15 protein-coding genes are annotated in these 15,629 nt (G+C 53.5%); 11 read left to right on the top strand and 4 right to left on the bottom strand.

Annotated features, from left to right (window positions below):
- Positions 1-6 precede the first annotated feature (6 nt).
- Genes pabC through CBE72_RS05740 form a run of 6 tightly spaced genes read left to right on the top strand, consistent with a single transcriptional unit; the run spans position 7 to position 4,585 of the window.
- Positions 7-840, top strand: coding sequence for an aminodeoxychorismate lyase (gene pabC / locus CBE72_RS05765; protein ID WP_100142706.1), 834 nt, complete (start codon positions 7-9; stop codon positions 838-840).
- The gene (gene mltG, locus CBE72_RS05760; RefSeq protein ID WP_100142705.1) at positions 837-1,844 is read left to right on the top strand and encodes an endolytic transglycosylase MltG; all 1,008 of its coding nucleotides are present in this window, start codon (positions 837-839) and stop codon (positions 1,842-1,844) included. Before pabC ends, mltG begins: the two co-directional genes overlap by 4 nt.
- A complete protein-coding gene (gene tmk, locus CBE72_RS05755; protein ID WP_100142704.1) occupies positions 1,844-2,476 on the top strand; it encodes a dTMP kinase in 633 nt (210 codons plus the stop codon). The genes mltG and tmk overlap by 1 nt, the downstream gene beginning before the upstream one ends.
- Positions 2,477-2,509: 33 nt before the next feature.
- A complete protein-coding gene (holB, locus tag CBE72_RS05750; RefSeq protein WP_229671796.1) occupies positions 2,510-3,415 on the top strand; it encodes a DNA polymerase III subunit delta' in 906 nt (301 codons plus the stop codon).
- Positions 3,416-3,425: 10 nt separating this feature from the next.
- On the top strand, positions 3,426-3,752 hold the full coding sequence (locus CBE72_RS05745; protein ID WP_025011164.1) for a PilZ domain-containing protein: 327 nt from the start codon (positions 3,426-3,428) through the stop codon (positions 3,750-3,752).
- Between the two features lie 44 nt (positions 3,753-3,796).
- On the top strand, positions 3,797-4,585 hold the full coding sequence (locus CBE72_RS05740; RefSeq protein ID WP_025011163.1) for a TatD family hydrolase: 789 nt from the start codon (positions 3,797-3,799) through the stop codon (positions 4,583-4,585).
- Between the two features lie 370 nt (positions 4,586-4,955).
- Here CBE72_RS05740 and rsmF read toward each other — a convergent pair whose 3' ends face one another.
- On the bottom strand, positions 4,956-6,359 hold the full coding sequence (gene rsmF, locus CBE72_RS05735; protein WP_100142702.1) for a 16S rRNA (cytosine(1407)-C(5))-methyltransferase RsmF: 1,404 nt from the start codon (positions 6,357-6,359) through the stop codon (positions 4,956-4,958).
- A 71-nt stretch (positions 6,360-6,430) separates the two neighbouring features.
- On the opposite strand from rsmF, the gene CBE72_RS05730 reads away from it, so the two are divergent.
- Complete coding sequence (locus tag CBE72_RS05730) at positions 6,431-7,657, top strand: nucleoside recognition domain-containing protein (RefSeq protein WP_100142701.1); 1,227 nt, start codon at positions 6,431-6,433, stop codon at positions 7,655-7,657.
- Between the two features lie 63 nt (positions 7,658-7,720).
- Here the strand turns inward: CBE72_RS05730 and CBE72_RS05725 are convergent, their stop codons facing one another.
- Genes CBE72_RS05725 through CBE72_RS05715 form a run of 3 tightly spaced genes read right to left on the bottom strand, consistent with a single transcriptional unit; the run spans position 7,721 to position 11,622 of the window.
- Positions 7,721-10,342, bottom strand: coding sequence for a PqiB family protein (locus tag CBE72_RS05725; RefSeq protein WP_100142700.1), 2,622 nt, complete (start codon positions 10,340-10,342; stop codon positions 7,721-7,723).
- A complete protein-coding gene (locus CBE72_RS05720) occupies positions 10,320-10,958 on the bottom strand; it encodes a paraquat-inducible protein A (protein WP_100142699.1) in 639 nt (212 codons plus the stop codon). The genes CBE72_RS05725 and CBE72_RS05720 overlap by 23 nt, the downstream gene beginning before the upstream one ends.
- On the bottom strand, positions 10,948-11,622 hold the full coding sequence (locus CBE72_RS05715) for a paraquat-inducible protein A (RefSeq protein ID WP_100142698.1): 675 nt from the start codon (positions 11,620-11,622) through the stop codon (positions 10,948-10,950). Before CBE72_RS05715 ends, CBE72_RS05720 begins: the two co-directional genes overlap by 11 nt.
- Positions 11,623-11,791: 169 nt before the next feature.
- Here CBE72_RS05715 and CBE72_RS05710 point away from each other — a divergent pair, with 169 nt between their 5' ends.
- The 4 genes from CBE72_RS05710 to prc all read left to right on the top strand — a co-directional run bounded on the left by CBE72_RS05710 (position 11,792) and on the right by prc (position 15,565).
- Positions 11,792-12,079: a YebG family protein gene (locus CBE72_RS05710; RefSeq protein ID WP_100142697.1), complete on the top strand. Its 288-nt coding sequence runs from the start codon at positions 11,792-11,794 to the stop codon at positions 12,077-12,079.
- A 13-nt stretch (positions 12,080-12,092) separates the two neighbouring features.
- Positions 12,093-12,551, top strand: coding sequence for a GAF domain-containing protein (locus tag CBE72_RS05705; protein ID WP_100142696.1), 459 nt, complete (start codon positions 12,093-12,095; stop codon positions 12,549-12,551).
- A 263-nt stretch (positions 12,552-12,814) separates the two neighbouring features.
- The gene (gene proQ / locus CBE72_RS05700) at positions 12,815-13,471 is read left to right on the top strand and encodes an RNA chaperone ProQ (protein ID WP_100142695.1); all 657 of its coding nucleotides are present in this window, start codon (positions 12,815-12,817) and stop codon (positions 13,469-13,471) included.
- Between the two features lie 30 nt (positions 13,472-13,501).
- Positions 13,502-15,565 (top strand): carboxy terminal-processing peptidase, encoded by a 2,064-nt coding sequence (gene prc / locus CBE72_RS05695; protein ID WP_100142694.1) that lies wholly within the window; start codon positions 13,502-13,504, stop codon positions 15,563-15,565.
- Positions 15,566-15,629: the final 64 nt, after the last annotated feature.

The following is a 15,629-nucleotide window of genomic DNA, read 5'->3' as shown; positions in this document are numbered from 1 at the left end:
TTGCGCATGAGTGGTGTCTGGGTTCAGGGAAAAGAGCAGGATAGCGTCTGCGTTCGCGATCGGGGATTTACCTATGGTGATGGCCTGTTTGCAACCATGGCGGTGGATGGTAAGGGACAGATAGCCTTTCTGAGTGAGCATCTTGCCCGCTTGACTCAGGGGGCGCTGCGCTTGGGTTTTGTCTGGCAGGCATCGGATGCCTTGTACTCAAGCCTCAAGCGCATCGCCATCGCCAATCCCCACAGCTGTCTTAAGTTGCAGCTCACCCGGGGAGAGGGCGGCCGTGGTTATACGCCGCCTGCAGACGCTTTGGTCACCGAAGTCATCAGCCTGGCGCCATTGCCGGTGCATTACCCAGATTGGCAGCAAAAAGGGATTGCCCTCAAGACCTCATCCATCAGGCTTGGCAAACAGCCTAGGCTTGCCGGCATCAAACACCTCAATCGCCTGGAACAGGTGCTTATCAAGGCGCAGCCATTGCCTGAAGGCTTTGATGATTGGCTGGTACTTGATTGCGACGATTTACTGCTCGAATCCTCGATGGCCAATCTGTTCCTGCTACTACCTAATGAACAAGGTAAACTGACGGCGTATTCACCGGCCATGAATTACTCTGGTGTCTCTGGAGTGATGCGACAACAGTTGATCATGGCCTTGCTCGACCAGGGCATAGACGTGCAGCTGTGCCCTATTAACACAGAGATGCTGCAACGGGCGCGGCACCTCTTTATCAGTAACAGCCTGTTGGGTTTGGTCGATGTTATTGCTGTGGATCAGCAAAACTTTGAACTCTGGCCCGGCAGCACACCTCTTCGCAAGGCGCTTGCTATTCAATTATGAAAAAATGCTTAGTTGCGGCCCTGGCCTTTGTGTTTACCCTGATGACTCTGGCGCTGGGCGTCGGTTTTTGGGGTTACAACGAACTCAACCGCTTTGCGGCCACCGAGCTGAAGCTGGATGAACCCAGAGAGCTGCTGCTGAAACGAGGCACCTCCTTTTACCAGTTGGGGCAAGAGTTGCAAAAGCAGCAGTTGTTGGAGTTTGACTGGCACTGGAAGCTCTGGGGTAAGCTATACCCGCAGATGACCGCCATTCGCAGCGGTCTCTACCAGATTGAACCTGGCGACACCCCTGTGTCTTTGCTGGAGCGGCTGGTGGCCGGTGACGAGAAGACATTCACCCTGACGCTGGTAGAGGGTAAGACTATTCGTGAGTGGCAAGCATATCTGCAGACCCTGGCGCATCTCAAGGTCAGCGACAAGCCGTTTATCGATGTGCTCGAAGCCCAAGGGGATAGCAGCGGCTTGCCGGAAGGCAAGTTTTTCCCGGATACCTATCAGTATCGTGCCGGCACAGAGCTCAATACTCTGTTGACCCAAAGCTTTATCAAGATGCAGCAACAACTGGAGAGTATCTGGCAGCAGCGGGATCAGAGTATTCCGCTCAAGAGTCCCTATGAACTCTTGATCCTGGCCTCCATCATAGAAAAGGAAACCGGCCTGGCAGAGGAGCGCGGCAAGATAGCGGCAGTATTTGTCAATCGCTTGAAAAAACGTATGCGTTTGCAGACAGATCCCACAGTCATTTACGGCATGGGTGAGCGCTTTGATGGCAATATCACCCGTAAAGATCTGCGCGAAGAAACGCCATTTAACACCTACCGTATTTTTGGACTGCCGCCGACACCTATTGCCGCGCCCGGGCGGGAAGCCTTGCTGGCGGCCGCACACCCGGAAGCCGTGGAGTACCTCTACTTCGTTTCCCGCAATGACGGCAGCCATGTATTTTCCCGTACACTGGCCGAACATAACCGCGCCGTAAACCAGTATCAGAGAAAGAGATAATGCCACAAAAAGCCACTGCAAAATTTATCGTTATCGAGGGCCTGGAAGGTGCCGGTAAGTCCAGCGCCATCGCATTGGTGCGAGACTTTATCGAAAAACATACCGGTAAGGCACCTGTCTGTACCCGTGAGCCGGGTGGTACCCCGTTGGCGGAGAAGATCCGTGACTTGGTGAAGGTGGCCGATGCAAGCGACCCTCTGTGTGACGAATCTGAATGTCTGCTGCTGTATGCCGCCAGGGCGCAACTGGTGGCCCGAGTGATCAAGCCGGCGCTGGCCGAGGACCGTTGGGTGCTCGGCGACAGACACAATCTGTCGTCCCTGGCTTATCAGGGCGGTGGTCGGGGGTTGATGCCATTGGTCAGCGCAGTCAGCGCCGCCACCCTTGGGGATTTTAAACCAGACTTGACCCTATATCTCGACATAGAGCCAAGCTTGGGGCTAACCCGCGCCGCCAACCGTGGTGAGCTGGATCGAATCGAGCAACAGGAGCTGGCCTTCTTTGAACGAACCCGTGCCACCTATCTGAGCCTGGCCCAACAGGACGACAGCATAGCGGTTATCGACGCCAGTCAGAGCATGGCCGAAGTGCATAAAGATATTCTGGCTGTGTTGCAAACCAAAGATTGGTAAGCACGCGCGGTATAAGGAGTGATGAAAGTGGACATGCCCTGGTTAAGTGACGCCAAAGCCCGTTTTATGCAGCAACTGCACTCGGCTCAGATGCCTCATGCGTTGCTACTGGGGCTTTCCCAAGGCTATGGCGGCATGAAGCTAGCCGAAGAGATAGCCGCGGCGGCCCTGTGCAGCGAACCCACAGCTCGGGGAGAGTGCGGTCATTGCAAGAGCTGCCAGCTGCTGCTCGCCGGTAACCATCCCGATTTTCATCTTCTCGAAGCCGATGGTAAACAGATAAAAGTGGATCAGGTGCGGGCGCTTTGTCAGGATCTCACCTCCACGGCCCAGCAAGGTGGGCGGCGCGTAGCGCTTATCGCCCAAAGTGAGCGCCTCAATCAAGCGGCGGCTAATGCCCTACTGAAAACCCTGGAAGAGCCCGGGCAGGGGACGCTGATTATTCTACAGACCGACAGCACCGCCGGGCTGCTGCCGACCATATCCAGTCGTTGTCAGAGAGTGCAGGTAAAACTGCCGGACAATAGTGCCATTCAGTCCTGGCTGGCGCAGCAATTGCCGCTGCCGGCCGATGTTACCTGGTGTTTGCCCGTTGTCGGCGGGCCGCTAAAGTTGGCAGAGGTTTTGCAGTCTGACAGATACCAGACCTTATTGGATTATCGCCGCGATTGGCGCACCAGTTTGTTAACGGGCCATCTGTGTGCTAGCTTGTTAACGGTAGGTGAGGAACAAATCTCTGATGTACTTAGAGTTTTATACTTGGTGTTACATAGAGAGCTGTTAACCACCGAAGGGGAGGACCCCTTGCTGCGGGCGCGAATAGCGACCCTGGCTGCCAAGGTGATGGATACCTGTAATCGTCTGAGCCAGATGCCGAGTGTCAACTACTTGGCGCTTTGCCAGAATTATGTCTTAGAATATAAGAGACTGAAAACTTAAAAAGTATCCTATGGTCGATCTGACAGTGAATTTTGACACCCTGCACCAGTTGTATCGTGCTTACATGCCTTTTATTCAGCCAGCGGGCCTGTTTGTGGCAACGACCGAGGGGCATTTCCTCGGTCAGGAGATCCAGATAGGTTATCGTTTGCCGGGCTCGACTCATGTCAATGAGTTTCAGGGGGTCGTGGTGTGGATCAACCCGCTCGGTGCTTCCGGAGGACGCCCGGCCGGTATCGGGGTTAAAATTCTCTCGGATCCCGAATCCCACAAGCATCATATCGAAAAACTCCTCTCCAGAGAGCTGGCCTCGGGTGATTTGACCTGCACTATGTAGGGCGCTATCCTTGCCGTCCTTTTCAATTGTGGGTGGATTTCCAAGTGTTAGTTGATTCCCATTGCCATCTCGATCGCCTCAAAGCCGCGCCGGATCCCGAAAGCCTCAGTCAGTTGCTCGATGCCGCCAAGGCTCGGGGGGTAGACTATTTTCTTTGTGTCAATGTCCGGCAAAAAGGTTTTGCCGAGATGAAGGCCAAAGTCGCCGGGTTTGAGCAGGTGTTCCTGTCTTCCGGGGTGCATCCTTTGGATGTGAAAGAGGGATTGGATCTCAATGAACTCAAGCGTTATGCCGCCGACCCGAAAGTCGTGGCCATTGGCGAGACAGGGCTGGATTATTTCTATGCCGATGATACCAAGGCCTTGCAGCAACAATGCTTTGAGCAACAAGTGGCACTGGCCAGAGAAGTGGCCAAGCCTTTGATTGTTCACACCCGGGATGCCAGAGAAGACACCATAGCCATACTGAAGAACGGTGGCGCCGAACAGTGCGGCGGGGTACTGCACTGCTTTACCGAGAACTGGGAAATGGCCAAGGCGGCGATGGATCTGGGCTTTTATATTTCGGTTTCCGGTATCGTCAGCTTTAAAAATGCCGGTGAGCTAAGAAGTGTTATCCGTAAAATCCCCAAAGACAGGCTGCTGGTCGAAACCGATTCGCCTTATCTGGCACCCGTGCCTCATCGGGGAAAAGAGAATCAGCCGGCCTTTGTTCGTGATGTCGCCGAGTTTGTTGCCGAGCTCAGAGGTGAGTCCTTTGAAGAGCTGGCCCAGTACACCACAGACAACTTTTTTACCCTGTTCAAGGATGCGGCCAAACTTGCGGCAAGATAGGGTGGAGGCTTAGGGATATCCAACCACTGGCCATCTGCCATAAAAGCTGCAGATAAAAAAAGGCCCAAAACTATTCCAATTGTTTTGGGCCTAGGGGAATGGCTCATGGTTGAGCCGTGCGCTAATGTTGAGATCCGACAGGATTGGCTATCTCTGACTAAATATTAGCCGAACGCCGATAAAAGAGGTATTTGACCGGCAGATTTGTTAGCACCAATTGATATAAGATATAACAAAAATAGAGATCGATTTAAGGAAGGGCACTTAAAAGAATGACTTAATAAGCCACTCTTTTAAGCATTCAGGCGAGTTTAATTGAAAGCGTGTCTGCAGCGGCGTTTACCTAATGCTTTCAGGACGGCCAAGGCTTTCAGGATAGGCAGATCTTGTCTTTGACCAGCTCCCGAGGCAGGTTGTTCTTCAGCCGGTTGCCCAGATGTTTACCCAACCCAAGCACTTGCCCGCCCCAGGTCAATACCAGCTCACCACGGGCCTTTTCACTGACATCCAGCGCGATATCCCGGCCCATCAGATAAGCCTGAGCCTCAGGCTCTGTAACTTCATAACCCTTGTCGGCGGTTACTCCCAAGGCCATTAAGGCCTCATGGCGCAGTTTTAACCCATGCTTACTGTCATCGGCGAGCTTAAGGCCGATACGCTGATAACGCATCTTGCCGATAAAGGGCTCAAAGCCGCTGGGAAACAGCCAGTACTCCTGATCCCGGATCCAGAGGCTGCCTTCGGGAAGCGTTTTGCCGAGCAACCGCTGCAGTTCGGTGGCGATGGCCTGTTGCTGTTTGGTACTGGCGGGACTGAAAGGAAACTGCTTTTGCTGTTTGGGTTCATCACTTTCGCGCGCCACTGAACTCAGCTTACGCACCTTGGCAACAAAGAAACCTTCGCTGTCATAGATTTGCGGCCAAATATGCAGGAAGCCCTCGGTCGTGCAGGCTTTTTCCGCTCCGGCAAACAGTGATTCAAGTGACTCAAAGGCCACGGCAGCGCCATATTTTTGCTTGAGGTGTTGCAGTACGGCCTGGTTTTCCTGGCTGTTGAGGGTACAGGTGGAGTACACCATTACCCCGCCAGGCTTAAGCGCCAGAAAGGCGGAATCTATCAGATCCCTCTGGGTGGCGGCAATGTCGGCTATCTCCTGTGGATCCCAGTGTTTGAGGGCATCCGGATCCTTACGTACCGTGCCTTCACCGCTACAGGGGGCGTCGAGCAACACGGCATCCATGGATTCATACTGGTATTGGCCGAATACCCTGGCATCGAAGTGGGTCAGGGCGGTATTGCTGACCCCCATTCTCTGTAGATTGGCATGCAGCACTTTGACGCGGCTGGAGGAGTATTCGTTGGCGATCAGCACGCCTCCATTGGCCATCATGGCCGCCATTTGTGTGGTCTTGGATCCCGGCGCCGAGGCCATATCCAGCACCCGCTCCATTCCGGGTTCAAGCAGCGCCACGGGTGGCAGCATGGAGCTCGCCTCCTGAATGTAAAACAGCCCTTGCTGATGTTCGATACAGTTTCCGGGTTGGCTATCACCCGCCTGGTACCAAAAGCCTTCAGGGCACCAGGGAATGGTTTCGAACTGCCAGCCTTTGGCCTGCATTCTCGAGAGGAATTCATCGACGCTGATTTTGAGGGTGTTGACCCGCAAGGCGGCTCTCAGTGGTAAGCTGCAAAAGTGAATAAAATCCTCGAGCTTGAGATGTTCTGGCAGATCCTTGGCGATACTGTTGATAAAATTCTGATTTAATTGAACCATAAACAAAAAGGGTGACCCCGGGATGGCGGCAGTATAGCACACTCGGGCGCGGCGACTGTGGGGTGTTTTAGGTGTTGAACCGGGTTTGGAGTCTGTTCTTTATTATCGCGCTGGGAGCGATTTTGCTGCGTTTGATGAGCGGCGATGCGACCGTGCTCAATGAGTCAGTCACGGCGATGTTTGACAGCGCCAAATTGGCCGCCGAAATAGCCCTGGGATTGATTGGGGTGTTGACCCTGTGGATGGGGCTGATGCGTCTCGGGGAAAAAGCCGGAGTGGTTGCCGCCATCGCCTGGGTATTTGAGCCGCTGCTCAGCAAGTTGATGCCAGAAGTGCCAAGAGGCCATCCCGCCTATGGCAGCGTCACCATGAACCTGACCGCCAATATGCTGGGGTTGGACAATGCCGCCACACCATTGGGACTTAAGGCGATGGCGGATCTGCAAAGCCTGAACCCCGACAAGAAGACCGCCACCAACGCCCAGATCCTGTTTTTGGTGCTCAATACCTCTTCCGTGACTTTGGTGCCCGTGACGGTTTTTCTGTACCGGGCGCAGCAAGGGGCGGCTGATCCTGCCGATATTTTCCTGCCTATTTTGCTTTCGACCCTGGGCTCGACCCTGGCGGGTTTGAGTTTGGTGGCGCTGGTGCAAAGGATACGCTTGCTGGATTGGGTGGTGCTGAGTTATGGCGCAATACTGCTCGGCGGTCTCAGCGCCGGAGTGATGTACCTGTTGACCCTGGGAGCCGAGCGGATCGGCGAAGTCTCCGCCATGCTGGGGAACGGTTTGCTGCTGGGGATCATCTTTGCCTTTGTATTGGTGGCGCTGCTGCGGCGAGTGGCGGTTTATGATGAGTTTATTGAAGGCGCCAAGTCGGGGTTTGAGCAGTCGGTGCGGCTTATTCCTTATCTGCTGGCCATGTTGCTGGCGATAGCCTTACTGCGCGCCTCCGGCGCGCTGGATTATCTACTCGGGGTGATTGCTGCTTTGGTGAGTCATATGGGGATAGATGGCCGCTTTATCGATGCCTTGCCAACCGCCCTGATGAAGCCTTTGAGCGGCTCAGGCGCCAGAGCCATGATGCTGGAAACCATGGCCCATTACGGCGTCGATTCTTTTGCCGGCAGGCTGGCGGCCATTTTCCAGGGCAGTACTGAAACCACATTTTATGTGCTGGCGGTGTATTTTGGTGCTGTCGGTATCCGCAATGGCCGTCATGCACTGGCTTGTGGTTTGTTTGCCGATCTGGCGGGTATCTGCACTGCTATTGCCGTGTGTTATTGGTTTTATGGCTGAGGTGAAACATAGGTAGGATTACAGAGTTAAAAAAACGGGGCTCATCTGAGCCCCGTTTGGGTTTTATGGCTGGCTGAGTCTTGGACGCCAATCGAGCCAGTCGCGCTCGGGTTTGTCATGAAGTGGCATCAGGCTCTGGTTTTCAAGCGGTTTACTGCTTTGGTTGTCGAGTTCAGTGACCACTCCTATGCCGCCGGCGAGTATGGTTTCCAATGAGCCGGTTTCGATTTGGGCTCCGGAAAACAGCCCCAAATCGACCCGAATACCGGACAAGTCGTAGAACCTGCTGCTCTGGTTGATAAGATGCCGATAGGGCGCGGCAATCTGAGTCTGGATCCAGACTTCATCGCCCTTGGGCGCCAACCGGTAACTGGTTACATCGCCAATTTGAATGCCGCGAAAGAAGATCCCTGTGCCTACGTTGACCGAGCCCAGGCTGGGCTTGCTCAGCACCAGTTGCAGCGCATCGGCCTCTGGGGCAACCGCCGTGTGTACTTGGCCATTGAACTGTTGGCTTACTTCGGCGGCTTGGCCCGGCAGGGCACTGATATAGGCGCCGGTCAGCAGGGTTTCCGGTGCCTTTATGCCCTTAAGGGATATTTCGGCGTTGACCAGGCTGTAGCGACTGTCGCTTTTGAGAAACGGCTCGGCATAGCGGCCATAGAGAAAGGCACTGAGTTGCTGGCTGTGGAGATCCTTACTCAAGGTTACCCGGGTGACTTCACCTATCTGATGCCCCTGATAGCGGATAGCGGCACCTGGTTTGATAGTGGCACTGGCCGGGAAACTCAGCCCAATGGCAACGGCCTGATTGCGTGCCAGTGACTCGGAGGCATAAAGCTGCTTATTGTTGGGCTCGCCTTGCTCCAAAAAGCCCAAACTGATACTGCCCTTGATGGCACCGGCCAGCGGTGCGACATCCAGCTTGACTCCCGAAAGTCCGGCATCGATTGACACCGCCTGGTTGCGCCAAAACACGGCATTGGGTTTGAGTAGGGGCGCAAAGGTATGGTCTATGGCGAGCGCAATGGCAAATCTGTCATCTTGGCTCTGCCAGCTGACCTGTTTCACCTGACCTATCTGCATCTTCTTGTAGTAGACAGGTGCGCCCGGGCTCAAGTCGGCGCCATCATCGCTGTAGAGTTGCCATTTGAGCTGCTCCATGCCTTGGTAATAGTGGCCGGCCTCGGCACTCGAGGCAAACAGCTGCAGCGGTTTGGAAAGATCGGCGCCCTTGCGGCTTTGGCCGCGTCTTAAGCTGACACTGCCCTTGGTGAGGGTCGCAAAATCGCCACTCTTGAGGCTGACTCCGTCCAGTGAGGCGTTGAAGTCCAGCGCGGCTTCGGCGATGAAGTCACTGCCTTGAGTCAGCAACGGGGCAAATTCGGGCAACACCTCGGCCTGGTACTCTACCGAATTGAAGTCCCGGCTCAGGGCAACTGAAGTGACCTTGCCTATGGCGATCTTCTTGTATCTCAGTTCGGCCTCAGGGCTGATGCCGGGGTTTTCATCGGCTCTAAGCGTTATCTTTAGCGCCTTGGCCTTGCTGAGATCCGGTGCCTGCTCGGCCAAGGCGTAACGGGTTTGAGCCTCGCCCGTACCCGGGAGAAAGGCGATGGCATCGCCGCTCAGCAATCGGCCCGGGTGTTTTATGCCGGACAGTGACAGCTCGGCGCCTTCACGCCAAAACTGCGCCGTGCCGGTCAAAAGACTCGAGTAGGGGGCGTCCAGGCGGGCATGCAGCGCCACGCCGTCATTGGCCAGCACTATCTCTTCGATTTCCCCTATGGGCAAACCGCGATAGAGAATAGGGCTGCCCTTGTTGAGGCCATCGGCGTTTTTTGCCGACAGAATAAAGCTGGCGCCGCCACTGGCTTCTGTTTCATTGTCATATAGGGTGAAACTATCGCCGTTTACTGCGTTCTTTGAGTTTTCTGGGGAATCAAAGTTGATGCCGCCGGCGAGTATCGCCGCCAGACTCTCGGCGCTGACTTTGACGCCGGAAAGTGAGGCGTTGATCTCTATGCCGGAGACATTCCAGAAGCGGGAGTCTTTCTTGACCAGATAGGCATATTGCTCCTGAATAAAAGCGCTTAGCAGCAGCTTGTCACTGTTGTCGAGTCGATAGCTGACCACACTGCCGACCGGTACCTGGCGATAGAATACCGGAGAGCCCACATCCAGTGAGCCGAGGCGATCGGCGCTCAGTTCAATCACTAAACCATCATTACTGGGCAGTACTGGAGGGGCTGAGCGCTCGGCCTCGTAGTTGTAACGTGAATCGCCATCCCCGGGTTGAATGCCTATATAGTTCCCCGAGAACAAGGCATCCAAACCTTCGACACCTGTGATGGATGCTTTGGGGGTCACCAGCCAGAATTTGGTTTCATCCTTGAGGAAAGGCTCGGCGCGGTAGTCCATCAAGACATCGACGTTAACGCCCTGCAGCTCTTCATCGATGGAGATATCCACCACCTTGCCGACGGTCAGGCCCTGATAGCGCACCAGTGTCTTGCCCACATCCATACCGCTGGCACTGGGGAAGTGGATCCGCACCTCAATGCCGGATTCCTTGATGCTCTTCAGCCCCAGCCAAGCGCCCAAGGCCAACGCCACTATAGGTAACAGCCAGATGGGGGAAAAAAGCTTCTTTTTGACTATTTTAGGCTTTTCGATTTGCGTCATCTTCTGTGTCCAGTTGATCCCAAAGTAAACGTGTGTCCAACACCTTGGCCGCAAGTTGGGTAAAGAGGATGACCAAGGCAAACGCAGTTGCCGCCGGCGCCGGCTTGGCGTCCAGCAATTGCCCCATATTAACCAGGGCAACGGTAATGGATATGACAAACAGATCCAGCATAGACCAGCGTCCAATCCATTCTATGATATGAAACCCGGCCATCATTGGCCGTTTGGGGATAGGCAGGTTGAAACTGATCGCCGTCAGATAGAAAGCCAGGCCGATAATCTTCAGCCAGGGCACCAGAATACTGGCGGTAAAGACTATGATGGCGATGGGTAACATGTCCGACTGTACCAGATGGGTGATGCCGGAAAAAATGGTGTCGTAGGTAACCTTGCCCTGTTTGGTGAGCATGGTAATGGGATAGATGTTGGCCGGGATCAACAAGATGGCTGCAGTGAGCAGCAAGGCCCAGCTTTTTTGCAGACTGGTTTCATCCCTTAGCCTGAGTGGGTTTTGGCAGCGGCTGCAATACTCATTCTCTATCTGATTGAGTTTTTTACAGGCTGGGCAGCTGCACAGGCCCATGTCTTTGCCCTGGAGCTGCTTTTTAGCTTTCATCGAGAAAACTCCACATATGCTCCAGGTTATATTCGCGCTGCAGGAAGAGAGTCACTAAAAACAGCATGGTAAAACAAAAGGTTCCCATGCCAAAGTAAACATCAGAGAAGTCGGACAACTGAAAGGCGGAAACCAGGAAACTGATCACATAAATTTCCAGCATGGTCATTTGCGACAGCAGGCCTTGCTTCTTGAGCAGCCAAGTAAGAACACGGCGCCAGAAGTGATGCTGCACTAGACCTGTCTTGATGATCAGCACTTGAATAAAAATCGACAGGTTGAGCACCCCGGGGGCTATTACTGCCGCCACCAATACGGCAATCCCCACTATCCAATAACCTTGGTTCATCACCGCCAAGGCGCCCTGGTATGCGGTCGTGGTTCTGACACTGCCGAGAAAGTGCATTTCCAATACTGGCAGCAGCATGGCGGGCAGATAAAACAGCAGGGCACTGATACATAACGCCAGCATGCCATTGATAGAACAATAGGGCGCATCATAAAGCGCTGTATGGCATCTGGGACAAAGCGCTCTGACGCCGGAGGGCAAGGCGCGTTTACTCACCGCTAAATCACAGGCGCGGCAGAGCACTATGCTGCAGTCTGGCTTGCTGTCGCTTGGAGTATAAGCTTTCAAGTGCTGGATATGTCCTGTTTTGGCCATGGTGACCCAAGCTTAATCGCCAACACGCTAACTGCGTTGCTTGTGGGTCCATTGGAGTTAATCGACAAAACAAACTCGCAAATACTATCAGAAAGAACGCGTCTCTTGCATCTATAGCGCATTTTATGTCAATCTATTTACTGTATATTTAAACAGTGTGAGGAAGGTCATGGCCGTTATAACTCAGTACGTTGTGGTCAGAGAAGGGGTTGAGAAGATGACATTTACATCTAAGAAGGAGGCTGATGCCTACGATAAGATGCTCGACATCGCGGATAACTTAATCCCCTTTATTCAGAGTAGTGAATTGGAGCTGGATGATAATACAGCGGAAAAACTTGCTTTTTATTTAGCTTCTCATAAAGATACATTGGCGAATCTGCTCAAGGGCGCCCCGGTAAAAGCGCCGGCCCCTGCCAAGAGCAACAAGAAGAAGACAGAATCAGAAAAAGCATAACCCGGAACCCCAGATGAAAGCTCAGTTTTACGATACGCTCAACCGTCAGGTACAGGCACTATTCGCCGGTGAAGACGATGTGATTTGTGCCATGGCCAACTTTTCAGCTTTGTTGAATGAACAGCTTGAGGATATCAATTGGGTGGGCTTTTATCTGCTCAAGGGCGAGCAACTGGTGCTTGGCCCCTTTCAAGGCAAGCTGGCATGTACTCGGATCCCAATGGGTAAAGGTGTCTGTGGCACTGCGGCTGCAAAGGCTGAGACTCAGTTGGTTGAGGATGTGCATCAGTTTGCCGGACATATTGCCTGCGATGCCGCCAGTAATTCGGAAATTGTGATCCCACTCTATCGTCAGGGCGAACTGATTGCCGTGCTGGATATCGACAGTCCCAGCCTGTCGCGCTTCGATAAAGAGGATCAAACCGGACTGGAGACCCTAGTGCAGAGTCTGGAAAAGTGCTTATTTGGTTAATCCCTGTACAATTTGCCACAATTGGTGGTCGCATTAAGGCGCGTGCAGCTTATAATAGGCGGCCGCTTTGTGGGCCAACTGACCGTTTGTGGTGCTTGGCCCTATCGGGCTGAAATGTTAAGTTTTGTGTCATGTCTTTGGCAATGGCCGAATGCATGCTAATTTGTACGTTATCCCCCAAGGGATTAACGAAGATGAACGACGCCGTGAGTACAGCAGACCTAACTGACCACTGACGTCCCCTGTTAACTGTGGAAGTAATGATGGAATCAACAGAAAAGTTGACCGACACCAACGCTATTCTGGCGTATTTGTATGAAACATTTCCTTTGTGCTTTATCGCCGAAGGAGAAACCAAACCGCTGAAGATAGGACTGTTTCAGGATTTGGCTGAAAGGTTGGCTGATGATTCCAAAGTCAGTAAGACCCAACTGAGGGTCGCCCTGAGACGCTATACCAACAGTTGGCGCTATCTTAAGTGCATCAAGGAAGGCGCTCAGCGGGTAGACCTCGATGGTAACCCTTGCGGCGAACTGGATCCCGAACATATTGAACATGCCAAGGCGACGCTGAAAGAGAGTCAGGAAAAGGCCAAGGCCCGCCGTGCGGCTGAGCCTGCCAAAGAAGGTGAAGCCAAGAAGGCTAAGCCTGCGCGTAAGCCACGTCCTCAGGGTGACAAGCCTCGCAGTGAGCGCCCACGCAGCGACAAAAAAGTGGCCCGTAAGCCGAAGCCTGCTGCTCCAGCCGTGGAATTGGTTCCAGCTGTGTTGGAAGAGCTGAAACCTTCACAGCGAGTGAATGTCAAATTGGGTATGACGCCGGTAGCCGGTGTGATCCTCGACATCAATAAAGAAGATGTTCACGTTCAACTGGATTCCGGCCTGTCAGTCAAGGTTCGTGTGGAACATATTCTGCTGTAAAATCATCAAATAGAAAGGAGTAACTTGCTGATGCGAAAATTTATTCTTGCTGCATCGATCGCCAGTGTCTTTATGGGTTCCCAGGCGCTGGCTATCTCACCGGCAGTCCCGGTCAGCGAGTTACCCCATCTACAACAGGAGCCACAACACAAGGTTGCCAGCAAACGGATTACCGGCCTGTTCAGTCGCTCCCATTATCACAGATTCGATCTGGATGATGCTTTTTCTCAGCAGATCTTCAAGCGTTATCTCGAACAGCTCGACTATCGCCGCAATGTATTGCTGCAGAGCGATATCGACAGCTTTAAAGTCTATGCCAACCAGTTTGACGATATGGTGCGCAGCGGCGATCTGGAACCTGCGTACAAGATGTACGATCTGGTGCAGCAGCGTCGTTACGAGCGTTTTGCCTATGCCTTGAGTCTGCTCGACAAAGAGATGGACTTTAATCAGGCCGGCGATGCTTATGTCTTTGATCGTAAAGACGCCGCCTGGCCCAAAGACGAGGCCGAGCTCAATGAGTTGTGGCGTCAACGGGTCAAGTACGATGCCCTTAACCTCAAGCTTACCGGTAAAGAGTGGCCAGAGATTGTTGATGTGCTGGGTAAGCGCTACAACAACGCCATCAAACGCCTGAAGCAAACTAACAGCGAAGATGTGTTCCAGGGGCTGATGAATGCCTTTGCCCGCAGTGTCGAGCCGCACACCAGTTATCTGTCTCCCCGTAATGCCGAACGTTTCCAGATGGAGATGAACCTGAGCTTGGAAGGGATAGGTGCTGTGCTGCAGATGGAAGATGACTACACGGTTATCAAGAGTCTGGTGGCCGGTGGTCCGGCGGCTCTGAGTGAGAAATTGGCGCCGGAAGACAAAATTGTCGGCGTGGGTCAGGAAGGCAAGGAGATGGTCGATGTTATCGGCTGGCGCCTGGACGATGTGGTTGAGCTGATCAAAGGGCCTAAAGGCAGTACCGTGACTTTGCAGGTGCTGCCCAAGAAAGGCGGCTCCAATGCTAAACCCATCAATGTGACTGTGGTGCGGGACAAAATTCGTCTTGAAGACAGGGCGGCGACTTCCAAGATAGTCGAGCCGGAAACCGGTCCTTACGCCCAGCGTAAAATCGGTGTTATCCAGATCCCCGGCTTCTATATGGACTTATCCCGCGACGTGGCCAAAGAGTTGCAAACCCTCAATGAAGCCAAGGTTGAAGGCGTGATTGTCGACCTGCGTGGTAACGGTGGTGGCGCCTTGACCGAAGCGACCTTGCTAACAGGGCTGTTTATCGACCAGGGACCTGTGGTGCAAATTCGTGATGCCAATGGTCGCATCAGCGAAAACCGCGACAACGATGGTAAGAGCTATTACGACGGCCCTCTCACAGTGATGGTTGACCGTTACTCGGCCTCGGCCTCGGAAATTTTTGCCGCTGCATTGCAGGATTATGGCCGCGCCTTGATTATCGGTGAGTCTACCTTCGGTAAGGGCACAGTGCAGCAGCACAAGAGCCTTGGCCGTATCTATGACCTATATGAAAAGCCGGTTGGCCATGTGCAGTACACCATTGCCAAGTTCTACCGTATCAATGGTGGTAGCACCCAGCTGAAAGGGGTGACTCCGGATATCCCGTTCCCCAGTGCGTTGGAGCCGGGTGAATACGGTGAAGCGGAAGAAGACAATGCGCTGCCATGGGATAAGGTGCCTGTCGCCAAGTACCAGCCTTTGGGTGAAATCGGCGCAGAAATGGTCAGCAATCTTGCGAAACGCCACCATAGCCGGATCCAGCAGGACGTCGAGTTCGGTTATATACTGCAGGACATAGGCGAGTTCAAGAAACACCATAAAGAGAAGAGTGTTTCTCTGGTGGAAAGCGAGCGCCTGGCCGAGCGGGATAAGGACGATCAGAAACAGTTGGCTCGCCTCAACGAACGTCGGGTTGACCATGGTCTCGAACCCTTGAAGTCTCTGGATGACGATGAAAATGTCTCCGAAGATGAGAAAAAAATCGAGACTCCGGATGCCTTCCTCGATGAAGCCGTCTATATCACTCTGGATATGGTGGACTATCAGAGATTGGCAAAAAACAGCGCAAATTGATGCTGGCTCCAGGAAACATAAAAACGCGCTGATTGCGCGTTTTTTGTTTGCTCCCAGCGCTCAC

This window comes from Shewanella carassii, from assembly GCF_002777975.1.
GTDB lineage: Bacteria > Pseudomonadota > Gammaproteobacteria > Enterobacterales > Shewanellaceae > Shewanella > Shewanella carassii.
The sequence above is the reverse complement of the archived record's forward strand: the minus strand, read 5'-3'. Positions and strand labels throughout refer to the sequence as shown.

Bases quoted from the DNA above. Each gene is read 5' to 3' on its own strand.
- CBE72_RS05715 (WP_100142698.1), bottom strand. From the start codon at position 11,622: ATGGCCAAAACAGGACATATCCAGCACTTGAAAGCTTATACTCCAAGC.
- proQ (WP_100142695.1), top strand. From the start codon at position 12,815: ATGGAATCAACAGAAAAGTTGACCGACACCAACGCTATTCTGGCGTAT.
- pabC (WP_100142706.1), top strand. From the start codon at position 7: ATGAGTGGTGTCTGGGTTCAGGGAAAAGAGCAGGATAGCGTCTGCGTT.
- CBE72_RS05720 (WP_100142699.1), bottom strand. From the start codon at position 10,958: ATGAAAGCTAAAAAGCAGCTCCAGGGCAAAGACATGGGCCTGTGCAGC.
- prc (WP_100142694.1), top strand. From the start codon at position 13,502: ATGCGAAAATTTATTCTTGCTGCATCGATCGCCAGTGTCTTTATGGGT.
- rsmF (WP_100142702.1), bottom strand. From the start codon at position 6,359: ATGGTTCAATTAAATCAGAATTTTATCAACAGTATCGCCAAGGATCTG.
- holB (WP_229671796.1), top strand. From the start codon at position 2,510: ATGCCCTGGTTAAGTGACGCCAAAGCCCGTTTTATGCAGCAACTGCAC.
- mltG (WP_100142705.1), top strand. From the start codon at position 837: ATGAAAAAATGCTTAGTTGCGGCCCTGGCCTTTGTGTTTACCCTGATG.
- CBE72_RS05725 (WP_100142700.1), bottom strand. From the start codon at position 10,342: ATGACGCAAATCGAAAAGCCTAAAATAGTCAAAAAGAAGCTTTTTTCC.
- CBE72_RS05705 (WP_100142696.1), top strand. From the start codon at position 12,093: ATGAAAGCTCAGTTTTACGATACGCTCAACCGTCAGGTACAGGCACTA.
- CBE72_RS05710 (WP_100142697.1), top strand. From the start codon at position 11,792: ATGGCCGTTATAACTCAGTACGTTGTGGTCAGAGAAGGGGTTGAGAAG.
- tmk (WP_100142704.1), top strand. From the start codon at position 1,844: ATGCCACAAAAAGCCACTGCAAAATTTATCGTTATCGAGGGCCTGGAA.
- CBE72_RS05745 (WP_025011164.1), top strand. From the start codon at position 3,426: ATGGTCGATCTGACAGTGAATTTTGACACCCTGCACCAGTTGTATCGT.